Source organism: Yinghuangia seranimata (genome assembly GCF_029953285.1).
In the GTDB taxonomy this organism is placed as follows: Bacteria; Actinomycetota; Actinomycetes; order Streptomycetales; family Streptomycetaceae; genus Yinghuangia; species Yinghuangia seranimata.
Genome location: NZ_JASAOI010000045.1, coordinates 52,229 through 74,500 on the forward strand (window position 1 = coordinate 52,229; position 22,272 = coordinate 74,500).

Sequence of the window (22,272 nt, forward strand, 5' to 3'; positions counted from 1 at the left end):
GTGACGTCCATGAGTCTTCATCCACGCGGGGTGGGCCCGGCAGTGCCCGCGATCACGACCCGGGTATGAGATTTTCACGGTCGGCGGGCGGGGGCGCCGGTGCCCCGCGCGCGGCGGTCCGGACGTCCTCGGCGGCGCGGCGCGCGGCGGCCAGGGCCGCGTCCAGTGCGGCCCCGGCGGTGTCGGGCCGGCCGTCGTCGAGTGCCGCGCGGGCCCGGCGGGTCGAACGGCCGACGGTGAACAGCCCCGAGCCGAGCCGGTCGCGCAGGTCGCGGCCGAACCGCAGGCGCTCGCGGGTGCTGACGGAGGCCGCCAACTCGGCGCGGGCGCGGTCGAGTTCCTCGCGCAGGGTGGTGAGCCGGCAGACCGCGTAGAGGAGGAACTGGAAGTAGAAGGCGGCCATCGTGTACGAGACGAACGTCTTGGGCTGGAAACCGCCGATGGACGCCACCACGGACTGCGGCAGCGCCCCGCCCGCGACCGCCCCGCCGACGACGGCCGTAGCGCCGAAGCCGACGCGTCCGACCGTACCCGGGTACCGGAGGAGGACCGCGGCGCCGAAAGGTATGAGGTAGTTGTACGGGAACCATCGCAGGTCGTGGACGGCTACCGCGGGGACGGCGAGCAGCAGCACCAGCGTGATGCCGCCGCCGCGGGCGCGTCGGCCGGGTGGGCGGGGCCGGCCGATGTGGAGGAGGAGCAGGTAGCCGACCGCCATGTAGGAGGACGTGTCCAGCACCCAATCGCCGCCGAAGATCTGCCAGTAGGTCGGACTGACGGTGGTGAGCGCGAGGTGGGCGGCGAAGACCACGGCGAGGCCGAGGACCTGTCGCGGGGATCCTGTCGAGGCCGCCCCGCTCTTGATGCGGTTTCCGCGCACGGGTATGCGCGCGGTGAGCCGGTAACGGTCACCGACGGGGCCCGCGTCCAGGTGGCCGCCGTGCGCGGCGAGCCTGGCCGCTGCGCTGACGGTTCCCGTGCCGGGCGTCGTGGAGCAGGGCGCCGGTCGGTCCGTGTCGGGGCTGCCCGTCACTCCGCCCAGCACCGCCGGTGTGCGCGGGCCGTGGGTGTCGGCCGGGCGCGGTGCTCCTGCGCCGTCGTTCTCGACCGTCAGGCGGATCTCCCCGGCCTCTTGACACGCCGTCACCGTGCACCACGTCGCGCCGCTGTGGCGCAGCACGTTGGTGATGGCCTCGCGGAGCACCAGCGCCAAGGTCGCGTCCACGTCCGGAGGCAGCGGCGGGAACTCCGTTGGGAACGAGGCCTCGACGCCGGCCCACGCGAGCATCTCGCGGGTGCGGGCCGCCTCGTCGGGCAGCGTGTGCGCGTGTTCGCCGACGGCGACGGTGCGGGCGTCGACGAGGACCTGTGCGGTGAGCGCGGCGACGTCGTCGATGTCGGCTGTCACGTCGCGGCCCGCGCGCAGCCCCCTCCGCGCGAGTTCCAGGCGCAGGATCACCGCGGTGAGGCTCAGCCCGAGGATGTCGTGGGCGTCGCGGCCGGCGCGCAGGCGCTCGATGGCGGCTGTGGTGGCGGCCAGTTCGGCGCGGGTGCCGTGCAGCGCGTCGAGGACGTCGCCGAGGCGGCTGACCGCGTAGACGCTGAGCGCCATGCCGAGGGCGAGGGTGACCCAGGTGAACCGCTCGGCGTCGGGCAGGCCCATGCTGTCGGCGGGCCACACGTACCAGTCCAGGACCGCGGCCGCGGCCACCTGCGCCGCGGCGAGCAGCCAGCGGAGGCGTCCGGCGACGACCAGCAGGGTCCCGGCGAGGACGCAGCCGATGTTTCCGTGCAGGCGCAAGGGTGTGAGGACGGGCGCATAGGCGACGGCGAGGCCGAGGAGGAGCAGGCGCCCTCCGTACCGTTCGCGCACCGCCGCGAAGCGCGGCAGCGAGAGCGGAACCGTGAGGACCAGCCCGAGGCACGAGGATCCGAGCCAGATGACGAAGGGCGCGGAGTCCAGGTCGACGACGCGGTACGGCATCACGAGGTTGTTGAACAGCGTCATGGCGAACAGAAGCCCGAGGTTCGCCAGGACGAGGCCCTCACCCGGCCGAAGGGCAGGCCACGCGTGGCGGCGCACGGTCGTCAGGGCCGCCGGAGCGGCGGCGCGGGCCCGGGCGACCGGGGCCTGGACCGGAACCGGGGCCGCGGCGGGAGGAACGGCGCGGCTCACACCCAGTCGGCTGCCTGCGCGATGCGGACCGCGTCCACCTGGTTGCGCGCGCCGAGCTTGAGGAGGGCGGACGTCAGGTAGTTGCGGACGGTCCCGGTGGCCAGGTGCAGCCGTTTGGCGATCTGGCGGGCTTCGAGGCCTTCCGCGAGCAGCCGCACGACGTCGGTCTCGCGCGCGGTGAGCGGGCACGGCGGCAGGTTGAGCGCGGCGGCGGCGAGCGCCGGGTCGATCACGCGTTCACCCGCGTGCACCCGGCGTATGGACTCGGCGAGCCGGTCGGGCGGGGCGTCCTTCAGCAGGAACCCGGCGACCCCGGCGGCGAGGGCGCGGCGCAGGATGCCGGGGCGGCCGATGCCGGTGAGGATCATCACCCGGCAGCCGGGCAGCCGTTCGAGGAGTTCGCCGGCGACGTCGAGGCCGTCGCGGCCGGGCAGGTCGAAGTCGAGGACGGCGACGTCGGGCCGGTGTTCGAGGGCGGCGGGCACGGCCGCGTCGCCGTCGCAGACGTCCGCGACGACGGTGATGTCCGGTTCGTCGGAGAGCAGCGCGACGAGCGCGCCGCGCACCATGTGCATGTCCTCAGCCAGCAGTACGCGCGGCATCGCGCACCCCCTTGCCTCGTGCCTCCACCGCAGGCCGCCACCGTACCGACGATCTTCGACCGGCGCGGCGGTTGGGCGAGGCGTGAGACGGCGACCGTCGGCGTGCCGCTGTGCCCAGAGGTGCCGGGCCTGCGGCCGGGCGCGTCAGTACGGCCGGTCCCCCGCGATGGTGACCCGGTGCAGGACGCGTTCCGCTCCCCCGGTGTCGCCGACGACCGCGTGCTGGGTGCAGCGGTTGTCCCAGATCACCAGGTCGCCGACCTGCCAGCGGTGCCGGTAGACCAGTTCGGGCCGGGCGACCTGGGCATAGAGGTAGGCCAGCAGCGGTGCGCTCTCCTCGGTCGTCCAGCCCTCGAAGTGCGAGGTGTAGTCGCCGTTGACGAACAGCGCCTTGCGGCCGGTGTCGGGGTGGGTGCGGACGACGGGGTGCGTGGTGGTGACGGCGTCGCGGTCGAGCCCTGCGGCGCCCGCGAGTTCGGTGCCGCGGTGGACGGCGCGCAGCGTGTCGAGGGTCGCGCGCAGGCCGGGCGAGAGCTGCTCGTAGGCGCCGTATGCGTCGGCCCACATCGTGTCGCCGCCGAGCGGCGGGATGACGCGGGCGAGCAGCAGGGTGAGCGCGGGCGGTCGGGGGGCGTGCGTGGTGTCGGCGTGCCAGCGCTGGGTGACCGGGGTGGGGTCGTGGATCTTCATGACGCCGGGGTGCCCCTCGATGCTCGGCACGTACGGGTGCACCGACACCTCGCCCCAGCGGGCCGCGAACTGGAGCTGCTGACGGGGTGACATGGCCTGTTGGCCGCGCAGGCACAGCACCTGGTGCTCGAGGAACAGGCCCTGGAGCCGGGCCAGGACGCCGTCGTCGACGCCGGCCGCCAGGTCGACGCCCGTGACGAGGGCGCCGAGGGCGGACGCGAGGCGTTCGACGCGGAACGGGTCGTCGGTCGACGTCCGTTCGCGAGCCTGCGGGCGGGTGTCGGTCATGGCGGTGCGGCCTCCTCGGCGTGGGTCGGCGTCGGCCTGCTGCGGTCAGTCGAGTCCGGGCGCGCCCAGCTCGGCGGCGTACTGGTTGATCTCCTCGCGCAGCGCGTCCGGCAGCGGAATGCCCTCGGCCTCGCGGACGGCTCGCCGTTCGTGTTCGAGCTGTCCGGGCACCAGGACGCGGTCGACGCCGTCGGCGGGCTCGCTCGCGCGGATCTCCCGCACGAGCGTGTCGACGCGGGCCGCGAAGCCGCCGCCGGGCAGGAACCGTTCCGGGTCCAGGCCGAGGAACACGAAGCCCTTGGCGACGCGTTCGCGGCCGTGCGCGGGCGAGGCGGTGTCCTCGGTGGCGCCGAAGCAGCTGCCGGTCAGCGCGCCCGCGAGCAACTCGACGAGGACGGCGAGGCCGAAGCCCTTGTGGCCGCCGAACCAGCGCAGGTGGTCGACGGACGCGGCGGCGGGGTCGGTGGTGGGGCGGCCGCGAGTGTCGTTGGCCCAGCCGTCGGGGATCGTCGCGTCGCCGCGTTTGCGGGCGAGCAACAGCTTGTTGCCTGCGACGGCCGTGGTCGCCACGTCGTAGACGACCGGCGGTTCCTCGTGCGCGGGGACGGCGTACGAGAGCGGGTTGGTGGAGAACAGCGGGGTGAGGCCGCCGTGCGGCGGCACGAGCGTCGGGCCGTTCTGGAAGCACAGGCAGACGACACCTGCGCGGGCAGCGCGTTCCGTGTACGCGGCGAGCGCGCCCAGGTGGGTGCCCTCGCGGACCGCGACGGCCGCGACGCCGTGGCGGCGGGTGCGGTCGACGAGCAGGCGGACGGCTTCCAGGCCGGCGACCTGGCCGAGGCCCAGGCCGCCGTCCAGTAGCAGTGTGGCGCCGCCGTCGCGGACGACGCGCGGCGCGGCGGCGGGGTGCAGGTGGCCGGCGCGGATGCGGGAGGCGTACAGGCCGAGGAGGTGGGTGCCGTGGGAGTCGACGCCGCGCAGGTCGGCCTCGACGAGGAGGGCGGCGGTCTGGTCGGCGTACGGGGCGGGGGCGCCGAGGGCGTGGAGGATCCCGGCGGCGACCTTGCGCAGGCGCTCGGCGGGGACGGGTGCGGTCTGCGGGGCCGGGGGTGCCGGAGCGGCCGGGTGTGACGGGTCCGGTGTGGGAACGGATCCGGATGCGCTCACCATGACGTGCCTTTCGCCTCGCGGTCCCAGGTGGCGGCGGTGACCCCGCGTTCGCGAAGGAGGTGCTTCTGAACGCGCAACGATGTGGTGTTCCTGGGCAGCTCGGTGACGACCTCGATGTAGCGGGGCAGCATGTAGCGCGGCATCTCGGCGGCCAGGAACGCGTCGAGCGCCTCTGGGTCGAGCGGCCCCTCGCCGTCGTTCCGCGTGGCGGGGACGACGGCGATCATCACCTCGTCGCCACCGTGCGCGCCGGGCACGGCGAAGGCCGCGCACTCGGCGACGGCGGGATGGTCGAGCACGAACGACTCGACCTCGTAGGAGGAGATGTTCTCGCCGCGGCGGCGGATGGCGTCCTTGACGCGGTCGACGTAGTAGAACCGGCCCTGGTCGTCCTGCCGGAACGCGTCTCCGGTGTGGAACCAGCCGTTGCGCCACGCGTGCGCGGTGGCGGCCGGCCGGCCGTGGTAGCCGCCGTTGAGGGTCCACGGGGCGCCGGTGCGGACGACGAGTTCGCCGACGGTGCCGGGCGGGACGGGCAGGTCGTGGTCGTCGACGACGCGGGCCTCGGGCCACGGGTAGCCGTCGACGAGCCGGCCGCAGTTCCGCCACGGGCCGTGGTCCCAGCCGGTGGCGATGACGGGCGGCACCTCGGTCATGCCGTAGCAGGTCGCGACCCGGACCCCGAACCGCTGCTCGAGGTCCGCCGTTTCGGGGATCATCGGGCCGAGGATCAGGCCGCGCAGCGGGTTGTCCGCGTCGTCGGGCCGCGGGGCGGCTGCGTACAGGACGGCGGTCATCGGGCCGACCAGCCCGGCGGCCACGGCGCCGGACGCGCGCGCGTCGGACCAGAACGCCGCCGCGCTGAACCGGTCGCGGGTGACGAAGCGGCCGCCGCGCGACAGCGTGTAGTGGAGGGCGCCCAGGCCGGAGATGTGAAACAGCGTCATGGGGCAGTACAGCGCCTCACCTTCGGCGAGGGTGTCGGGCGGAACCCAGGACCAGTAGCCGTGCATCGCGGCCCACGAGGTGACGACGCCCTTGGACGGGCCGGTGGTGCCGGAGGTGTAGAGGATCGCGGCGGTGTCGTACGGCTCGACGCCCGGATCGTCGTCGATTTGTACGACCTCGGCCAGAAGTTCGACGGCGGGCAGCACGCGCGCGTACGGGATCGCGGGCAGTCCTGCGGCGGCGCCCGGGGTGCCGGTCACCACGACGACGCGCAGGGCCGGGAGTTCGCCCGCCACCGCCTCGATCCGGTCGGCGAACTCGGCCGCGACGACGAGGGCGACCGCGCCGGAGTCGGCGAGGACGTGGGCGAGCATACGGCCGAAGTAGGCGCTGTTGACGGGGACGCAGACCGCGCGGACGAGACCCGCGGCGAGCCACACCGTCGCGCTGTCGACCGGATCGGCGAGCAGGTAGGCGACGCGCTCGCCGGGCCCGACCCCTGCGGTGCGCAGCCCGGCCGCCCAGCAGGCGGCGAGCGCCTCGGTCTCGCGGTAGGTGAGGTGGCGGCCGTCGACGTGCTCGAGGAAGACCGCGTCGGGGCGCGCGGCGGCGTGCAGGCGCAGCGCGTTGGGGGCCAGCAGTCGACGGTCCATCAGCACGGGGACGCTCCTCGGGGTTCTGCGGTCGCTGCTCGGGTGCTCCTCGGGCGGTGCTCGGGCGCTTCTCGGGCGGCCGGGCCAGGGCTCAACCCAGCGGCAGGTACACGTTCTTCGTGCGGACGAACTCCTCGAGGCCCGCACGGCCGCCCTCCTTGCCGTACCCGCTGCCGCCGAATCCACCGAACGGCGCGGCGGCGGGGAGCGCGGCGAAGCCGTTCAGCGACACGTAGCCGGCGTCGAGCGCGGCCGCGACGCGGTGGGCTCGGTGCAGGTCGCGGGTGTGGACGTAGCCGGCGAGCCCGTACGGGGTCGCGTTGGCGAGCGCGACGGCCTCGTCCTCGTCGTCGAACGGATGGACCGTCAGCACCGGCCCGAAGACCTCGCGTTGGGCGATGTCCGCGGCGGGTGGCACGTGGTCGAGGACGGCCGGAGGCACGAACGCGCCCTCGGCCAGGGGTCCGTCGCAACGCCCGCCGCCGATCAGCAGCTCGCCGACGCCGTGCCGGCGCGCGTCGTCGACCATCGCGGTGATCCGCTCCGCGTGCGCCTCCGTGACGACCGGGCCGATCTGGGTGCGCTCGTCGAGCGGGTCCCCGATCGGCATGGCACGGATCGCGGCCACCGCGCGCTCGACGGTCTCGTCGTGGACGGAGCGCTGGACGATGAGCCGGGTCGGCATGACGCAGCCCTGGCCGCTGTTGCGCATGCAGGCCGCGCCCGCGAAGGCCCCGGCGGCGGCGAGGTCGGCATCGGGGAAGACGATGTCCCCCGACTTCCCACCGAGTTCGAGGACGACCGGGGTGATCGCGGCGGCCGCCGCGATGAGGACTTTGCGGGCGGTGTCCGGCCCGCCGGTGAAGCTGATCTTGTCGACGTCGGGGTGGGCGGCGAGTGCCGCACCGGCGTCCGCGCCGCCCGGGAGCGTGTTGACGACGCCGGGAGGAATGCCGGCCTCGCGGGCGAGCAGGCCGAACACGTGGGTGGAGAACGGCGCGAGTTCCATCGGCTTGACGACGACGGTGTTCCCGGCGGCGAGCGCGGCCCCGGCCTTGCGGGCGACGGCGGATATGCCGCCGTTCCACGTGGACAGGACCGCGACGACGCCGTACGGCTCGGGCAGCGTGTAGTCGAACGCCCGCTCCGGGAAGATCGGCACGACGCGGCCCTCGGTCTTGTCGGCGAGTCCCGCGTAGTACTCCAGGTAGTCGGCGGCGCGGGAGGGCATCGCGGCGGCGCCGGACAGCGGCGTCCCGGCTTCGAGGACGAGGATCCTCGCGATCTCGTCCGCGTGACGGCGGATCAGCGAGCCCAGCCGCAGCAGGGCGTCGCGCCGGTGGTCGGGACGCCAGGCCCGCCACGCCGGGAACGCGGCGCGGGCGGCCGCGACGGCACGGTCCACGTCGTCGACCCCCGCCAGTGGCACTGCCGCCTGGGCCGAGCCCGTTGCGGGGTTGACGTGCAGGTGTTCGCCCGCACCGCCGCGCTTGATCGCGTCGTCACCGATGAGCAGCGCCACGTCGGGGAGTTCGGCGGCGAGCCGCTTGTGGCGGGCGCGGTCGACGGCGACGACGGGCTGCTCGGCGGGCATGGCACTCCTTCGGGCGGACCTTCGGGTGCGGGCGCGGTGGATCGGGCGGCGGTTCGGCGGTGGGCCGGCGGGTCCGCGGTGGATCAGGTGAAGACGGACGGGAGCCGTCCCATCGGGACGGCGATGACGGTCGAGCGGTCGTCGGCGGCGCACGCGTCGGCGAGCACGGCCGGCAGTTTGGCGATGTCGTCGACGAGCACGCCCTCGGCGCCGAACGCCCGGGCGAGGGCGACCCAGTCGGGGTTGTGCAGCAGCGTCCCGTACTCGCGTCCGCCGTAGCGGTCGTGCTGGTCGCGGTTGGAGTTGCCGTACGCGCCGTCGTCGAAGACCACGGTGACGGTGTGGATGCCGTGCTGCACGGCGGTGGCCAACTCATTGGAGGCGAACAGGAATCCGCCGTCGCCGACGACGGTGACGACCGGCGCGTCGGGGCGGGCGACCTTCGCGCCCAGGGCGGCCGGGTAGGCGAAGCCGAGGGTGCCCATGTATGAGGTGCACAGGTACGTGCGGGGCGCGTACACGGGATACGCCATGTGGCACATGTAGGCGACGGAGGTCGTGTCGCAGACGAGGACGCCGTCGTCGGGGATGCCCGCGCGCAGGGCCCGGACCATGCCCCACTGGGGGCCGACGGCGGCGAGGTCGTGGTGGGCCTTCGCCCGCATGGCGGCGGCCTCGTCGGCGCGTGAACGGCGTGCGGCCGGCAGGAGTTCGGCCAGTGCGGCCAGCGAGAGGGCGGCGTCCCCGGCGAGCGCGACGTCGGCCGGGTGGTTGCGGCCGATCTGGTCGGGGTCGACGTCGAGGTGGACGAGCTTCTGCGCGGGGCCGAGGCCCATCCGCTGGAAGCGTGTCCCGACGGCGAGCACCACGTCCGCCGACTCGACGACCGGCCGCATGCGGGAGTTGAACCAGGCGGTGCCGACCGCGAGCGGGTGCCGGTCGTCGACCGCGCCCTTGCCCTCCCGCGTGGTCACCACCGGGGCCTGCAACAGCGCTGCCACGCGGGTGAGTTCGGCGGATGCGTCGCCGAGGACGGCGCCGCCGCCGGCGATCACGAGGGGACGTTCGGCGGCCGCCAGCAGCGCGGCAGCGGCGGCGAGCCGCTGTTCGTCCGCGGCCTGCCGGGCCGTCGGCACCGGCTCGGCGAGTGCCGCCTTTGTAGATTCCGCGAACGCTTCCGGCGGGATCTCCACCTCGGCGGGCCGGGGTCGTCCGGTCGCCATGGCGGCGAAGGCCCGCCGTACACCTGGGGCGATGTCGTCCGCGCGCATCAGCCGCTCGGCGTGCTTGGTGACCGGCCGGACGATGTCGAGCTGGTCGTGCACGTCGTGCAGCAGACCCAAGTCACGCCCGATGGCGTCGCGTTCGATCTGCCCGGCGATCAGGAGGACCTGCGAGGAGCACGCGTACGCGGTGGCGAGGCCGCTCGCCGCGTTGTAGACGCCGACACCGGGCACGACCATCGCTACGCCCGGTCGGCCGGACGTGCGGGCGTAGCCGTCCGCCATATAGGTCGTGGCCTGCTCGTGGCGCGTGACGATGTAGCGCAGTTCGGGAACGTCGACGAACGCGTCCAGCGCGCGCATGAGCTGCTCGCCCGGCAGGCCGAAGACCACCTCGACGCCTTCGGCGGCCAACTGGCGGGCCAGTGCGTGGCCGCCGCTCCACTCGCCTGCTTCCTCTGGACTTCCGTGCGGGTGCTCGGAGTTCCGCATACTTGATACATTATCAGTGCGATCGCCCGCGCAGTAGAGCCGCGGCGTCGCACCGGACCCGGGAGGCCGCCATCACCACCCGCATGAGCGGCCGGGGCCCGGCGCGCGGCCCGGTCGGCCGCGACGGGCTCGCCCGCCCCACCAGCGCTGCCCAAGTCGCCGAATACATCCGCCAGTTGATCTTCGATACGACGCTGCGCACCGGCGACCGCGTGCCGCAGGACGAGATCGCCGCCGACCTTCGGGTCAGCCGCGTACCGGTGCGAGAGGCCGTCATCGCGCTCGACCGCGAGGGGTGGGTGACGAGCGAGCCGCACCGCGGCGCGTTCGTCAACGGCCTCGACGAGAACTCGACGCGCGATCACTACGACATGCTGGGCCTGCTTTACGGCTACACCGCCCGCCGCGCCGCCGAGCGCGGCATCGCCGAGGACCGCACCGAACTGGCCGCGCGCTACGCGGCGTTGCGTACGGCGACCGATCCCGGCGAGTTCTTCGACCGCAACACCGAATACCTGCGACACCTGTTGGCGATGGCGCGCTCGCAACGCGTCACGGCGATGGCCCGACTGTTCACGACCAACCTGGTACCGGGGAACTTCTTCGCCGAAGTACCCGGGGTGATGGCCATCCAGCGCCGCGGCCTGCGGGCCGTGACCACGGCCGTGGGCAAGGGCGACGGCGAGGCGGCCCAGCGGGAACTGGCGGCAATGCTGCACGACCAGGGCGAGCGGGTCGTCCGGTTGCTGTCGAAGCGCGGTCTTCTCGCCGGGTAGGAACCGGGCGCAGGAACCGCAGGCCGCCGACCGGGCGTTGCCGCAGCATGGTCATGATGACGAGTCTGTTGCTCATCGCCGTACTGGTGTTGATCCCGTTCACCGCCGCCTCGGCCCGCCATGTGGTGCTGCGCACCGGCCGGCCGGCGTGGATCAGGCGCCGCCTGAGGTCCCGCGCACCGGGCGCCGGCCCGGGCGTGGGGGCGACGGCCACCGAGGAACTGCACGCGTTCCTCAGCGCCGGCAAGCGCGTTCAGCTCGAACAGCGCCGCTCGGAGGAGCTGATCCGGGTCGACGACGAGGCAGGCGCGCCGCCGCACGGTGTCGACCTGGAACGCGGCGTCGTCGTCATCCGCAAATCGGCCCCGTGAACGCGACCTCAGCGGGACGCCGAAAGCGGCACTACGCTCTCGATGAAGATCAACTTTGTGGAGGGCGGGCATGAGCTACACGTTGGTGCTGGGCGGGGGCGGCGTCGCGGGGATCGCGTGGATGACCGGTGTGCTGGCCGGACTCGCGGACGCCGGGCAGGACGTCACGGACGCCGACCTGCTCATCGGGACGTCGGCCGGCGCGAACGTCGCCGCGCAGCTCGGCAGCGGGCTGAGCCTCGACGAGCTGTACGCCCGGCAGACCGAACCCGGGCTGCAGGCCGCCGAGATCATGGTCGACCTCGACCTGGAGACCTTCGGCGCACGGCTGGGCGCCGCCCTCGCCGGGGCCGCCGACGCCGTCGGCGCCCGCGCCGCGGTCGGCCGCTTCGCGCTGGACACCGACACTGTCGCCGAGCCGGTGCGGCGCGCGGTCGTCGAGTCGCGGCTGCCGTCCCACGAATGGCCGGACCGCGCGCTGAAGGTGGTCGCGGTCGACGCCGAGACGGGCGAGCCGCGTGTCTTCGACCGCACCTCCGGCGTCCCGCTCGTCGACGCCGTCACCGCCAGCTGCGCCGTCCCGGGCGTGTGGCCGCCGGCGACCGTCGACGGACGCCGGTACGTGGACGGCGGAGTCCGCTCCAACGACAGCGCCGACCTCGCCGCCGGATCCACCCGCGTCCTGGTCATCGCGCCGCTCGGCACCACCCAGCTCCTGCCGAGCGAATTCCCGCTCACCCAGGCCGTCGCAGACCTTCGCGCCGCGGGCGCCGAGGTCGCGGTGATCGAGCCAGACGACGCGTGCAAGGCCGCTGTGGGCGCGAACCCGCTGGACCCGTCCACCCGTACGCCGTCGGCGGAGGCGGGACGGGCCCAGGGGCGCGCGCTCAAAGTGGAGTGGACGACGGGCGCCTAATACAGCGACAGGCCCAGCCGCTCCCCCAGCGCCTGGGCCTCCTGCGGGGTGGCCCACACCAGCACGCTGTCGTGTGGGCCTCCCTCGGGGTGTCCGTAGTCCACCTTGTGGGGTCGGCGCGCGTCGCCGACCTCCAGGGCGAGCCGTGCGGCCACGGCGTCCACGTCCTCCCCTGCCGGTACGGACACGCCGAGGCCGAACTCGACGAGCGCTTCCGCTATGCGATGGCGCGTCAGCTCCGTGTTCGCGTCCCCGTGGCCCTCGCGCTCCGAGACGACGCTCCGTGCCCGTTCCTCACCGACCAGGCCGAGTTCGCGCAGCAGCCTCGCCATCGTCGTGTACGACTGCGCACCGTCGACGCGCAGCCCGAAGTGCGCCTCCAGCGCCGCCGCATGCTCGTGTGTGGCGAGGACCATGATGCTGTCGTAGCCCCGGGACGGCTCCGTGTCGAACTCGACCTCCCGGAACCTCCAGTCCTCGGCGGGCGACAGCTCGGCGATCGCCACGCAGGCCGCCCCTTGGTCGTAGTAGTCCAGCGCGTAGTGCATTGCGTTGACCCTTACCGGCACGCCGTTGCGCTCGAACTCGATGACGTCGTCGCGGGGTCCGGACTCGATGTCGTCGTCGCCCTCGACGAGGCGCACGTTGGTCACGGTCACCGCGCCGCCGGTCAGCGCCGCCGCGTCCTCCAGCAGGCTCGCGTAGTCGTCTTCCACCGAATCGATGTCGTCGGCGTGCACGCTCACGGCGAGGCCGAACTCCTCCAGCGCGCTCGCGATCTCGTACTGCGTCATCGGCTCGTCCGCGTAGTCGGCGCACTCCTCCAGCACCGCCGCGGCCTTCTCCGCCGAAATCATGCCTATCTCCTGGAGTACCGGCGCCATGCGCCCGTACGTCCACCCCGTTGCCTTGTTCTTGGCCATCCCGGCATCGTGCCACCGGTCACCGACGCCGACCCAACCGGTTCACTTCACAGCTTCACAGCGGATGTGTTCCGACGACTCCGGAGTCGGCCAGCTTCGCGAGCTCCTCAGTCGATAGGCCCAACAGACCGGCGAAGACGTCGTCGTTGTGCTGCCCGAGGAGCGGCGCGGGGACCTCGGTGTGGGACGTGAGCGGCCACGGCGCGGGGAATCCGGGGACACTCACCGGGCCGGTCACCGGGTGGTTCGCCGTCGTGGCGAAACGTCGGTGCGTCAGTTGCTCGTGGTCCAGGGCGCGTTCGGCGGGGGTAAGCGCGGCGGCGGGGACTCCGTGGGACAGCAGCTTCAGGACCAAGGGCGTCCGGTCGTACGAGGCGAGGATCTCCGTCAGCCAGGCGTCGACGCGGTCGTGGGCCCGGTGCCGGGCCTCGGCCGTGGACAGTTCGTGGGCGTCCGGCCACGGCGGTGCGCCCAGGACGGAGGTGAGGGCGCGCCACTGGGCGTCGTCCTCGACCGACAGCGCGAGCAGTGCGCCGTCCGGGCCGCAGGGGTAGAGGCCCTGGGGCGCGGCCGACGGCGAGCGATTGCCGTGCCGTCCGGCCAGGATCCCGTGCGCGGACCAGTCCAGCACCTGTGCGGCGGTGACGTTCAACGCCGCGTCCAGCAAGGGTGCTTCGATCAGCTGACCCGGTCCTCCGCGGCGGCGGAGCCACACGGCGGCCAGGACCGCGAACGCCGCGTGCCAGCCGCCAAGGGGGTCGCACACGCCGCGCGGGACGACGGGAGGGCCGTCCGGGTGACCGGTGATGTAGGCCAGCCCGGTGGCCTGCTCCATGTTCTGCGCGAAGCCCGGCTGGTCGCGCCACGGCCCGGTCAGGCCCCAGGCCGGCATGCGGGCGGTGATCAGGTCCGGGCGCTCGCCGTCGGCGGGCAGTAGGCCGAAGCGTTCGACGACGCGTGGCGAGTAGTTCTCCACGAGGATGTCGCAGACGTCGAGCAACCTCCTTGCGAGCAGGACTCCTTCGGGGTGGGTCAGGTCGATCGTGACGCCGCGCTTGCCGGTGTTGACCGCGTGGAAGAGCGGGGCCCGTTCCCAGGGGCGGTCGGCGGCGGTGGTGTATGCCGATCCCACCCGTGTCCCGTCGGGCCGCCGGGCCGATTCGACCTTGACGACGTCCGCGCCGAGCCAGGCCAGGATCTGGGAGGCGTACGGCCCGGCCCAGTAGGACGTCAGGTCGAAGACCCGCAGGCCGGCGAGCGGCGCGTCGGGGCGCGCTTCGCCGCGGAGGCGTTCGGCCTCTGCCGCGCCGTCGTCCTGCCGCGCACCCGACAGGAACTCGGCCGTGTCCGCGCCCGGCTGCGGTGCCGTTGCCGGTGGGCGCGTCGCGGCGTGCGACATCCGGTAGGGCACGGCCGGCCGCAGGACGCCGTCCCGCTCCACGAAGCCGCCGCGCGCCCGCATGTGGTCGAACCCCGGGGTGTCGCGCCCGTTCCCGACCGGCGCGACGGGGATCTTGCGCGCCCGCGCGAGGGCGGTGATCTCGTCGACGGGTACGGCTGCGGGCCCAGGCGTCGACGGCGGGTCCGAGGACGTCGGCGTGGTGGCCGCGCCGGTCGGCGCGGCAGTACTCGGGGTGCCGCGCCCAGTCCGGGTGGCCGACCAGGTCGGCGAACGCTGCGAACTGGGCGGCCGAGTTGGTGGCGAAGCCGACCCAGCCGTCGGCGGCCCGGACGACGGACGGGATCTCGTTGTACGGGCGCACCTCCGATCGCCGTGGCGTGGGCGCGAGTTGGTCGGCGACGCACATGAAGCCGTTGAACAGGACGGTCGCGGCTTCGAGGAGCGAGACGTCGACGTGGCCCCCGCGTCCGCCGAGCAGTCCGCCGAGCGCCCCGACCGCAGCCGCCACACCGCCCGCCCACTGCGTGAGTTCGCCGCCCGCGGGCACCGGGCCCCGGGCCTCGTCGCCTCGCCGGGCCGTGGAGCCGCTCCACGCCTGGAGGGTGAAGTCGTTGGCCGGACGACCGGACCAGGGCCCGGTCGTTCCGAAGGCGCTGATCGTGGCGACGACGCAACGGGCCTTGCGGGCGCGCAGGTTGCGCACCGTCAGACCGTCGGCGAGGACGCCGCCCGCCCCGGCGTCGGCGATCACGACGTCCGCCCGCGCCGTCAACCATGCGACCAGTGCGGCGGATCCGTGCACCGAGCGCTTGCCGCCGTCGAGGAACGCGGACAGCGGCGACCGAGGGCCGCCCGCCCCGGCCTCGGGCCCCTTCTCGACCCGGACGACCTCGGCGCCCGCGTCGCAGAAGAGCCGCCCGCAGTAGCCGGCCGCCAGTGAGCCCGCGAGCTCGACGACGCGGAGGCCGTCGAGCGGCATCACCTCGGGCGCCTCCGTCACCGAAGCCCCCGGCGCGGCGCACTCATTCCGTCCACCCCGACCGCCGGTCGGTGCGGGCCGGCTGACGGCCCGTCCGGAACGGCGACAGCTCGGCGTCCGCGAGCAGGAACCGGTGGGCTGACGTCGTCCGCTGGTAGAAGTCGCGCCGCCAGCGCCCGAGCGCGGTGTCCGCGCGCTCCGCCTTCTCCGCCTCGGCCCACTGCTCCCACGCGGGTATCGCCCACAGCAGGAACGCCTCCGAGTCGCCGGTCATGGCGGTCTCCCACGCCCCGGCGAGCTCCCAGCCGTACGCGCCGAGCAACGGCACACCGCTCTCGGCCACGTGTTCGAGGAGGTCCCGCGCCTTGCCGGGCGTGGTGCGCAGCTGCTCGTGCGCGTAGGTCTCGCCGCGTACGCCGTCCGCGCACAGCTGTTCGATCGTGCGGGTCCACGGGGCCGGCACCAGCAGCCGGTCCTGGCCGCGCGAGCGGAACTTCGCGGCCTCGGCCCACCAGGCGGCGAGCTTGGGGTCCTGGAGGGTCGCGCCGCTGAACTCGTGGCGGAAGGACGCGGCCATACCGTCGAAGCCGTCTTCTTCCCAGAGGTTGACGACGGACGGCCAGTCCTTCGTACTGCCGACGACGCCCCACACGCCGTAGCACAGCTGGTTCCGCTCCTCCTGGGCGATCGGGCTCCAGTTGGCGGTCATGTGGTGCATGTAGTTCGCGCGGTTGTGGCCGATGATGTCGATGAACTCGTGGATGTAGAGCTTCTCGTTGGCCATGGTGCGCGGATTTTATACATGATATCCGCGCGCTTTGAAGGCTCCTTCGAAGGCCCGCCGTTCACCCGTTCGGACGCGCCGGGCTGCCGGGCACCAGGGCCGCGCCTAGCGTCGGAAGAGTGGCGCAATCGACGTGGCACCCCCGTTCCTGGCTCCGCTCCTCCTGGCTCGCCGGCCAGTGGCTCCCCCGCTCCTCTCGGCCCGACGCACGGCATCCCGCCGTGCGCCGGGCCGCGGTGTTGGCCGTCGCCTGGCTGGTGATGCTCCTGGGCCTGGCGCTGATGTGGCACGGCCTCCCGGCCGGCGGACGCGGCCCGGCCGCTTGGGCGGTACTGGGGCTGCTGTTCACGGGCGGGGCGGGCGCCGGATGCCTCGTCCTGGCGCGGGCCACCGCACGCGACCCCGAGCCCGGGCACCGCGACGAACTGTGGGCCGCGCTCGCGGCCGTGACGGCAGCGACGGGCGCGGCGGGCGTCGTCGCGCTGCTTGTACTCGAGCAGGTGGCGCGGTTCTGGCAGCGCCTCGGGCTGGCGTGACCCAGAACACACAGTAAAGATCCACCCCGGCGGAATCCCCGCTCTCATCTAATGCTTAGATAGCCATGTAAGCGTTAGATGAAGGCGCGAGGGGGGACCCTGGCGCTCGCCGAACCGGAGGAACCGCCATGGCCGCCAACACCGTCGCCTCCCCGACGCGCCCCACCCTCACCGCCGTCCTGATCACCACCGGTGCCACCGTCGCCGCCCTGCTGCTGCTCGCGCTCGCCGCATCCGCAAGCCACCTGCGCCTGTTCGCCCTGCCGTTCGCGGCCAGCGCGGCAATCGTCGCCGTCGCACCGGCGGTTCCCTTCGCGCAGCCCCGCAGCATCGTCCTCGGCCACCTGTCCGCCGCCCTGGTCGCGCTCGCCGCGACCGCCGTCGCCGGACCGTCCCTGTGGACCGCGGCGGTCGCCGCGGGACTGGCCACCGCGCCGATGCTGCTCCTGCGCGCACCGCACCCGCCGGCCACCGCGACCGCCGCGCTGATCGGCCTGTCCGCGCCGAACATCAGCTACCTGCTCAACCCGATCCTGCCCGCCTCCCTGATCGTGATCGGCGCGGGCCTGCTCCTCGGCCGGGTGCTGCCCGGCCGCAAGTACCCCGTCTACTGGCGCTAGTTCCCCCTCGGACAAGCCCATGACAGGCTGCGACAAGGGCCCACGGCAACCGCCGTGGGCCCTTGTCATGTGTGCTCTGTTCGGGCGTTCTGGTCCTCGCGTGGGACCGTCGCGGCCGGACCGCTATCCGAGGGTTTGCTCCGCAGGCGCGAACACCGGGACGGCTTCGCCGCCTTCGGGTCGCACGAAGCGCACCTCGACCGCCAGGCCGCCCGTCATCGCCTCGGGCACGACGTCGACGAAGCGGACGTTCAGCCAGGGCCCCTCGGCCAGTTCGACGATGCCCGCGACGACCGGCGGGCCGCCGGCCCGGTCCGGGAGCACCGTCCACGACACCACGCGGCCCGCGCCCGACGCCGCCGTCCAGGCCAGGTCCGTACCGCCGCACACCTCGCAGGACACGCACCGCGGGGCGAGGTGGCGTCCGCAGTCCGCGCAGCGCCGGACCAGAAGCTCGCCGCGTGCCGTGCCGGCGAAGAACTCGGCGGTGACCGGCGAGGCCTGAAGGGGGGTCACGAGCCGCTCCCGGTGATGCTCCGCTCGCGCGGCGAGGCGCCGAGGACGAGCGTCGAATGGTGGTCGAGGATGCCGCCGTTGCCGCTGACGAGGGCCAACTCGTGCCGTTCGCACTGCCGTTCGCCGCCCTGACCGCGGACCTGGATGACGGCCTCGGACAGCGGCGTCATGCCCCACATGTAGTACGACGACAGCTGGCCGCCGCCGGTGTTCAGCTTGAGCGAACCGTCAGGACCGAGTACGCCGGGCGTCGCCGCGAACGGGCCGCCTTCGCCCTTCGCACAGAAGCCGTAGTCCTCGAGCGTGAGCAGCACGGTGAACGTGTAGCAGTCGTACAACTCGACGACGTCGATGTCGCCGAGGGTGACACCGGCCGCCTTCAACGCCGCCGGGCCGGCCTGCGAGGCGCCGCTGACGAGGCCGAACGTGCTGTCACTCGACGCCGGGTAGCCGGGGTGCGCCTGCGCCCCGCCGAGCACGTGGACCGGCGGCTGCGCGAGGTCGGCGGCCCGGTCGGCGGACGTCACCAGCACCGCGACGCCGCCGTTGCTGACCAGACAGCAGTCCAGCAGCCGGTACGGGTCGGCGATCATCCGCGACGCCTGGTGGTCGGCGAGCGTGATCGGCTCGCGGAACCGCGCACGCGGGTTCCCCGCGGCCCACGCCCGCTGCGCCACCGCGATCGCGCCGAGCTGCTCGCTGGTGGTGCCGTACGCCAGCATGTGCCGCCGCGCGGCGAGCGCGTACAGCGGATTGGCCCCGAGCAGCCCGGCGGCGACATCGAGCGCGCGCCAACCCTGCGTCAGGCGGCGGCCGGTGCCCGCGTACGCCCCGGCCGAGCCGGCCCCGGGCTCGCGCAGCGGCGCGTCAGCGAACACGCATGCGACGACGTCGGCCATGCCGGACGCGACGGCCATCGACGCGTACTGCACCATGGCACCCGCCGACGAGCCGAACGCCTGCACCTCGGACAGCAGCCGGAGGTCGCGCAGGCCCATGTCCCGTGCGAGGCCGAGGGTGAGGTCGGCGGCGAGGCCGGTGTTGGTCAGGAGGCCGTCGACGTCGCCGAGGGCCAGGCCCGCGTCGGCGACCGCGCGCCGCACGGCGTCGGCCGCGAAGTCCGCCGACGTGCGGCCGTACACGTTGCCCAGCTCGGTGATGCCGAGCCCGGCGATCACCGGCGCCCGCGCGCCCGCGAAACCACCCACCAGCCCACGCCCTTCGTCCGCTCGTGCCGGTGCCGCGGTCGCCCGCACCGTCCGCTGCGCAGCGTAGACAATTTCTTGACGATCGTTAAGGTACGGTGGCCGCATGACCTCCCCCACCCCCGCCCGGCGCCGCCCCGGGGTGGCCGTGCTGCACGCGGCGGCGTGCGAGGTCTTCGCGGAACGCGGCTTCCACGGCGCCTCGGTGCGGGACATCGCGCAGCGCGCCGGGGTGAGCATGGCGGCGCTGTACCACTACTACTCCGGCAAGCAGGAGCTGCTGGACGCGGTGCTGGCCGAGGCCACCGACATGTACTTCCGCATGTGCGCCGACGCGCTGGACGCGGCGGGCCCCGACCCGGCCGACCGGCTCGCCGCGCTGGTCGACGCCACGGTGCGCTACCTGGTCGAGTTCCGGGTGCAGAGCGTTCTGCTGCTGAGCGGGGACCACCTCGCCGAGGCCGGCGACCAGGAGCGGCGGCGCGCGGTCGCGGCGTCCGGGACGCGGCTGTTCGCCGACGTCATCGAGGACGGCGTCGCGCAGGGCGTCTTCCGCACGCCGTACCCGGACAACGCGCGGCGCACCGTCGTCGCCGCCTGCAACGCGATCGTGCAGTGGTACGACCCGGCCGGGCCGGTGGACCCGGCGGGGCTCGTCGAGCAGTACGTGCACCTGGCGCTGACCGTGGTGGAGTGCGTGCGGCGCGCCGGGCCGCGGGCCGGCGGGACTGTGCCGCGCCACAGCTGAACCGCGCGCCCGGCGCGGCGGTCTTGCGGGTCCGCGCCACGCGACGTAACTTAACGCTCGTTCAACAGTGTCGCGGCTCGCGCGGCGCGTCGAACAGGTGTGCGCGCGACCGAGTTCCCCACGGCAGACCGCGCGTCGCGGCGACGCGGCGCGGTACACGGGTTGGAGACCACTGCATGCGTATCGAGGGCGTTTCCGCGATCGTCACCGGCGGTGCGTCGGGCCTCGGGCTCGGCACCGTCAAACGGCTGGCCAAGGCCGGCGCGCACGTCGTGATCCTCGACCTGCCCGGTTCCAAGGGCGCCGAGATCGCCGACGAACTCGGGGGCGGCGTACGGTTCGTGCCCGCCGACGTCACCGAACCCGACCAGATCCAGGCGGTCATCGAGGTCGCGCAGCAGGCCGCGCCGCTGCGCGCGGTCGTGCACTGCGCGGGCATCGGGTTCCCGATCCGCGTCGTCGACAAGGCCGGCGAACCGGGCGACCTGAACGCCTTCGAGATGGTCGTCCGGGTCAACCTGATCGGCTCGTACAACGTGCTGCGGCTCACCGCGGCGGCCATGGCCGGCAACGAACCCGTCGACGGGGAACGGGGCGTGGTGGTGCTGACCGCGTCGGTGGCGGCGTGGGAGGGGCAGATCGGGCAGATCGCGTACACGGCGTCCAAGGGCGGCGTGGTCGGCATGACGATCTGCGCGGCGCGCGACCTCGCGGGGCGGAACATCCGCGTCAACACGATCGCACCGGGGCTCATGGACACACCGCTGTTCGCGCTGCTGCGGGACGACATCCGCGACTCGCTCGCCGCCTCGGTCCCCAACCCCCGGCGGTTCGGCACACCCGACGAGTACGGCCAGACCGCGCAGTTCATCATCGAGAACGGCTACGTCAACGGCGAGACGATCCGGCTCGACGGCGGGATCCGGATGGCGCCGCGCTGACGTCCGACCTTCCGCAAGCCGAGAGGAGCACCGGTGTCCGACGAGGTGCTGGTCGAACACGCCGACGGCGTCACCGAGATCACCATCAACCGGCCAGCCGCACGCAACGCGGTCAACCGCGCGGTCAGCGACGGGATCGCCGCGGCGCTCGACGAGTTCGAGAGCCGCAAGGACCTGACGGTCGCGATCATCACCGGCGCGGGCGGCACGTTCTGCGCGGGCATGGACCTGAAGGCCTTCGTGTCCGGCGAGGACGTCACCCACCCGGCCCGCGGCTTCGCCGGCCTGACCACCCGCCCACCACGCAAGCCGATCATCGCGGCGGTCGAGGGCCACGCGCTCGCGGGAGGCTGCGAGATCGTCCTCGCGTGCGACCTGGTCCTCGCCGCGGAGGACGCCCGCTTCGGAATCCCCGAGGTCAAACGCGGGCTCGTCGCGGGCGCGGGCGGCATGCTGCGGCTGCCACAACGGATCCCGTACAACCTGGCCATGGAACTGGCCCTTACCGGCGACCCGTTGCCGGCCGCGGACGCCCACCGCTACGGCCTCGTCAACCACCTGACCGAACCGGGAGCCGCCCTGACCGGCGCCCGATCCCTGGCAGCCCGAATCGCCGCCAACGGGCCCCTGGCGGTGCAGACGACAAAGGAGCTGATGACCGCCTCGCGGGACTGGCCCACCGACGAGTTCTTCACCCGCCAACAGGAGGCGCTGATCCGGGTCTTCACCTCGAAGGACGCAAGGGAGGGCGCGACCGCCTTCGCGGAGAAGCGCGCGCCGGTCTGGCGAGGCGAGTAACGCCCGGCGAGGTTCGGGGCATTCGGCCGGCCCACTCAGTCGCGGAGTCGCGCCGTCGACGTGCGAGCCAGCCGCCATCTGCGTTGCGGGGCTCGCACGTTGCAGCGTGGAAGTCCCTTGCCATGCATCGTTCCTGACCTGGCTGCTGGCGGTGGCCTCGCGGGTCTCTTTGGCTGCACCGTTCCTGACCTGTCTGCTGGCGGTGTCCTGGCGCCCCGGATTTGATGGTCCGCGCGGCCGAACGGCTGTCAAGCCGCGATGGATCTTGTGCGAACAGGTGGCCTGTCGCGTGTTGGTGGGGGCGGCTTGACAGCCGCCCGGCCGCGCAGAAAACCCGGCAGCTATCGGGAGGGGCGCGGGGTGTGAAGGCGCTTTGGTCGCGTTGGTCGTGCCGGGCTGCGATCCCAGCGTGGTGCGCGCTAAGCCGCTGCCGGTCGGGTGCCGGGTCGGGGCCGGACCCGGGTCGCGCCGCCGGGTCGGGGCCGCCCGGACTACTGAAAACCATTGTCAAAAGAACCAAATGGCAACCAGGTGGCCATTTGGTTCTTTTGACGCAAAGCCAATAGGGATTCGGGTACCTCAATGCCCCGATTTGGTGCGATATGAGAGCCGTGAAGTGCGGTCACCGGTCGTCAAAGGCGGTTGCCCGCCCGCCCCACGCTGGGACCGTAGCCCGGCAACGCAACGCACCCGATGCGCCTCCACACCGCCTCCCCCTCCCGATAGTTGCCGCGGTTTTAAGCGCGGCCGGGCGCCTGTCAAGGCGCCTCCCCGACACGCGACAGGCCACCTGTCGAGGACCGGTCCACCGCGCCTTGACAGGCGACCGGCCGCGCGGACAATCACAAATCGGGAGGGGGAGATGGCCACCGCCGGCGTGCAGGCCAGGGGACCGTGCATGGCCGACGGTCTCCACTCCGC

The 22,272-nt window shown here is 73.5% G+C and carries 20 protein-coding genes and 1 pseudogene; 8 read left to right on the plus strand and 13 right to left on the minus strand.

The genetic code is table 11. The annotated features are described in order from the left end of the window. Positions 1-52 precede the first annotated feature (52 nt). From QI554_RS27400 to QI554_RS27430, 7 genes are all read right to left on the minus strand, one after another. Positions 53-2,176 (minus strand): sensor histidine kinase, encoded by a 2,124-nt coding sequence (locus QI554_RS27400; protein ID WP_281473348.1) that lies wholly within the window; start codon positions 2,174-2,176, stop codon positions 53-55. Next, the gene (locus QI554_RS27405) at positions 2,173-2,778 is read right to left on the minus strand and encodes a response regulator transcription factor (protein ID WP_281473349.1); all 606 of its coding nucleotides are present in this window, start codon (positions 2,776-2,778) and stop codon (positions 2,173-2,175) included. Before QI554_RS27405 ends, QI554_RS27400 begins: the two co-directional genes overlap by 4 nt. Before the next feature lie 144 nt (positions 2,779-2,922). Beyond that, positions 2,923-3,756 (minus strand): TauD/TfdA dioxygenase family protein, encoded by an 834-nt coding sequence (locus QI554_RS27410; protein ID WP_281473350.1) that lies wholly within the window; start codon positions 3,754-3,756, stop codon positions 2,923-2,925. A 45-nt stretch (positions 3,757-3,801) separates the two neighbouring features. Continuing rightward, positions 3,802-4,926, minus strand: coding sequence for an Ldh family oxidoreductase (locus QI554_RS27415; protein WP_281473351.1), 1,125 nt, complete (start codon positions 4,924-4,926; stop codon positions 3,802-3,804). After that, positions 4,920-6,527, minus strand: coding sequence for an AMP-binding protein (locus QI554_RS27420; RefSeq protein ID WP_281473500.1), 1,608 nt, complete (start codon positions 6,525-6,527; stop codon positions 4,920-4,922). Before QI554_RS27420 ends, QI554_RS27415 begins: the two co-directional genes overlap by 7 nt. A gap of 91 nt (positions 6,528-6,618) precedes the next feature. Beyond that, entirely contained in the window at positions 6,619-8,121 is a 1,503-nt protein-coding gene (locus tag QI554_RS27425; RefSeq protein ID WP_281473352.1) for an aldehyde dehydrogenase family protein, read from the minus strand. 83 nt (positions 8,122-8,204) lie between these two features. After that, on the minus strand, positions 8,205-9,836 hold the full coding sequence (locus tag QI554_RS27430) for a thiamine pyrophosphate-dependent enzyme (RefSeq protein ID WP_281473354.1): 1,632 nt from the start codon (positions 9,834-9,836) through the stop codon (positions 8,205-8,207). Positions 9,837-9,919: 83 nt separating this feature from the next. Here QI554_RS27430 and QI554_RS27435 point away from each other — a divergent pair, with 83 nt between their 5' ends. The 3 genes from QI554_RS27435 to QI554_RS27445 all read left to right on the plus strand — a co-directional run bounded on the left by QI554_RS27435 (position 9,920) and on the right by QI554_RS27445 (position 11,899). After that, positions 9,920-10,612, plus strand: coding sequence for a GntR family transcriptional regulator (locus QI554_RS27435; protein ID WP_281473355.1), 693 nt, complete (start codon positions 9,920-9,922; stop codon positions 10,610-10,612). A 56-nt stretch (positions 10,613-10,668) separates the two neighbouring features. Beyond that, a complete protein-coding gene (locus QI554_RS27440) occupies positions 10,669-10,983 on the plus strand; it encodes a DUF6191 domain-containing protein (RefSeq protein WP_281473356.1) in 315 nt (104 codons plus the stop codon). A 70-nt stretch (positions 10,984-11,053) separates the two neighbouring features. Further along, the gene (locus QI554_RS27445) at positions 11,054-11,899 is read left to right on the plus strand and encodes a patatin-like phospholipase family protein (RefSeq protein ID WP_281473357.1); all 846 of its coding nucleotides are present in this window, start codon (positions 11,054-11,056) and stop codon (positions 11,897-11,899) included. Here the strand turns inward: QI554_RS27445 and QI554_RS27450 are convergent. The 4 genes and pseudogenes from QI554_RS27450 to QI554_RS27460 form a co-directional block, all read right to left on the minus strand. Next, positions 11,896-12,822: a hypothetical protein gene (locus QI554_RS27450; protein WP_281473359.1), complete on the minus strand. Its 927-nt coding sequence runs from the start codon at positions 12,820-12,822 to the stop codon at positions 11,896-11,898. The two genes, QI554_RS27445 and QI554_RS27450, sit on opposite strands and share 4 nt — an antisense overlap. Before the next feature lie 55 nt (positions 12,823-12,877). Continuing rightward, positions 12,878-14,284 carry a CaiB/BaiF CoA transferase family protein gene (locus tag QI554_RS27455; RefSeq protein WP_281473360.1) on the minus strand — a complete coding sequence of 469 codons (1,407 nt, stop codon included), beginning with the start codon at positions 14,282-14,284 and terminating at the stop codon, positions 12,878-12,880. Between the two features lie 94 nt (positions 14,285-14,378). Continuing rightward, positions 14,379-15,203: pseudogene (locus tag QI554_RS43600) on the minus strand (CoA transferase); the annotation flags it as partial. 43 nt (positions 15,204-15,246) lie between these two features. Continuing rightward, positions 15,247-15,987, minus strand: coding sequence for a hypothetical protein (locus QI554_RS27460; protein ID WP_281473362.1), 741 nt, complete (start codon positions 15,985-15,987; stop codon positions 15,247-15,249). Positions 15,988-16,106: 119 nt separating this feature from the next. Between QI554_RS27460 and QI554_RS27465 the strand changes: the two genes are divergently transcribed. Continuing rightward, positions 16,107-16,523, plus strand: a complete 417-nt coding sequence (locus QI554_RS27465) for a hypothetical protein (RefSeq protein ID WP_281473363.1) — start codon at positions 16,107-16,109, stop codon at positions 16,521-16,523. Between the two features lie 128 nt (positions 16,524-16,651). Further along, positions 16,652-17,143, plus strand: coding sequence for an HPP family protein (locus QI554_RS27470; protein WP_281473365.1), 492 nt, complete (start codon positions 16,652-16,654; stop codon positions 17,141-17,143). A 123-nt stretch (positions 17,144-17,266) separates the two neighbouring features. On the opposite strand, the gene QI554_RS27475 is transcribed toward QI554_RS27470, so the two are convergent. Further along, positions 17,267-17,659 (minus strand): Zn-ribbon domain-containing OB-fold protein, encoded by a 393-nt coding sequence (locus QI554_RS27475; RefSeq protein ID WP_281473367.1) that lies wholly within the window; start codon positions 17,657-17,659, stop codon positions 17,267-17,269. Continuing rightward, the gene (locus QI554_RS27480; protein WP_281473369.1) at positions 17,656-18,867 is read right to left on the minus strand and encodes a thiolase C-terminal domain-containing protein; all 1,212 of its coding nucleotides are present in this window, start codon (positions 18,865-18,867) and stop codon (positions 17,656-17,658) included. Before QI554_RS27480 ends, QI554_RS27475 begins: the two co-directional genes overlap by 4 nt. A 103-nt stretch (positions 18,868-18,970) precedes the next feature. On the opposite strand from QI554_RS27480, the gene QI554_RS27485 reads away from it, so the two are divergent. The 3 genes from QI554_RS27485 to QI554_RS27495 all read left to right on the plus strand — a co-directional run bounded on the left by QI554_RS27485 (position 18,971) and on the right by QI554_RS27495 (position 21,351). Continuing rightward, positions 18,971-19,612, plus strand: coding sequence for a TetR/AcrR family transcriptional regulator (locus tag QI554_RS27485; RefSeq protein ID WP_281473371.1), 642 nt, complete (start codon positions 18,971-18,973; stop codon positions 19,610-19,612). A gap of 176 nt (positions 19,613-19,788) precedes the next feature. Further along, the gene (locus QI554_RS27490) at positions 19,789-20,553 is read left to right on the plus strand and encodes an SDR family NAD(P)-dependent oxidoreductase (protein ID WP_281473373.1); all 765 of its coding nucleotides are present in this window, start codon (positions 19,789-19,791) and stop codon (positions 20,551-20,553) included. A 33-nt stretch (positions 20,554-20,586) separates the two neighbouring features. Next, positions 20,587-21,351 carry a crotonase/enoyl-CoA hydratase family protein gene (locus tag QI554_RS27495; RefSeq protein WP_281473375.1) on the plus strand — a complete coding sequence of 255 codons (765 nt, stop codon included), beginning with the start codon at positions 20,587-20,589 and terminating at the stop codon, positions 21,349-21,351. Positions 21,352-22,272: the final 921 nt, after the last annotated feature.

What these genes read in the sequence shown, in the direction of transcription:
- QI554_RS27420 (WP_281473500.1), bottom strand. Translation starts at nt 6,527, where the DNA reads ATGGACCGTCGACTGCTGGCCCCCAACGCGCTGCGCCTGCACGCCGCC.
- QI554_RS27450 (WP_281473359.1), bottom strand. Translation starts at nt 12,822, where the DNA reads ATGGCCAAGAACAAGGCAACGGGGTGGACGTACGGGCGCATGGCGCCG.
- QI554_RS27430 (WP_281473354.1), bottom strand. Translation starts at nt 9,836, where the DNA reads ATGCGGAACTCCGAGCACCCGCACGGAAGTCCAGAGGAAGCAGGCGAG.
- QI554_RS27470 (WP_281473365.1), top strand. Translation starts at nt 16,652, where the DNA reads ATGGCCGCCAACACCGTCGCCTCCCCGACGCGCCCCACCCTCACCGCC.
- QI554_RS27485 (WP_281473371.1), top strand. Translation starts at nt 18,971, where the DNA reads ATGACCTCCCCCACCCCCGCCCGGCGCCGCCCCGGGGTGGCCGTGCTG.
- QI554_RS27460 (WP_281473362.1), bottom strand. Translation starts at nt 15,987, where the DNA reads ATGGCCAACGAGAAGCTCTACATCCACGAGTTCATCGACATCATCGGC.
- QI554_RS27440 (WP_281473356.1), top strand. Translation starts at nt 10,669, where the DNA reads ATGACGAGTCTGTTGCTCATCGCCGTACTGGTGTTGATCCCGTTCACC.
- QI554_RS27410 (WP_281473350.1), bottom strand. Translation starts at nt 3,756, where the DNA reads ATGACCGACACCCGCCCGCAGGCTCGCGAACGGACGTCGACCGACGAC.
- QI554_RS27455 (WP_281473360.1), bottom strand. Translation starts at nt 14,284, where the DNA reads ATGCGGGCGCGCGGCGGCTTCGTGGAGCGGGACGGCGTCCTGCGGCCG.
- QI554_RS27425 (WP_281473352.1), bottom strand. Translation starts at nt 8,121, where the DNA reads ATGCCCGCCGAGCAGCCCGTCGTCGCCGTCGACCGCGCCCGCCACAAG.
- QI554_RS27415 (WP_281473351.1), bottom strand. Translation starts at nt 4,926, where the DNA reads ATGGTGAGCGCATCCGGATCCGTTCCCACACCGGACCCGTCACACCCG.
- QI554_RS27435 (WP_281473355.1), top strand. Translation starts at nt 9,920, where the DNA reads ATGAGCGGCCGGGGCCCGGCGCGCGGCCCGGTCGGCCGCGACGGGCTC.
- QI554_RS27405 (WP_281473349.1), bottom strand. Translation starts at nt 2,778, where the DNA reads ATGCCGCGCGTACTGCTGGCTGAGGACATGCACATGGTGCGCGGCGCG.
- QI554_RS27445 (WP_281473357.1), top strand. Translation starts at nt 11,054, where the DNA reads ATGAGCTACACGTTGGTGCTGGGCGGGGGCGGCGTCGCGGGGATCGCG.
- QI554_RS27490 (WP_281473373.1), top strand. Translation starts at nt 19,789, where the DNA reads ATGCGTATCGAGGGCGTTTCCGCGATCGTCACCGGCGGTGCGTCGGGC.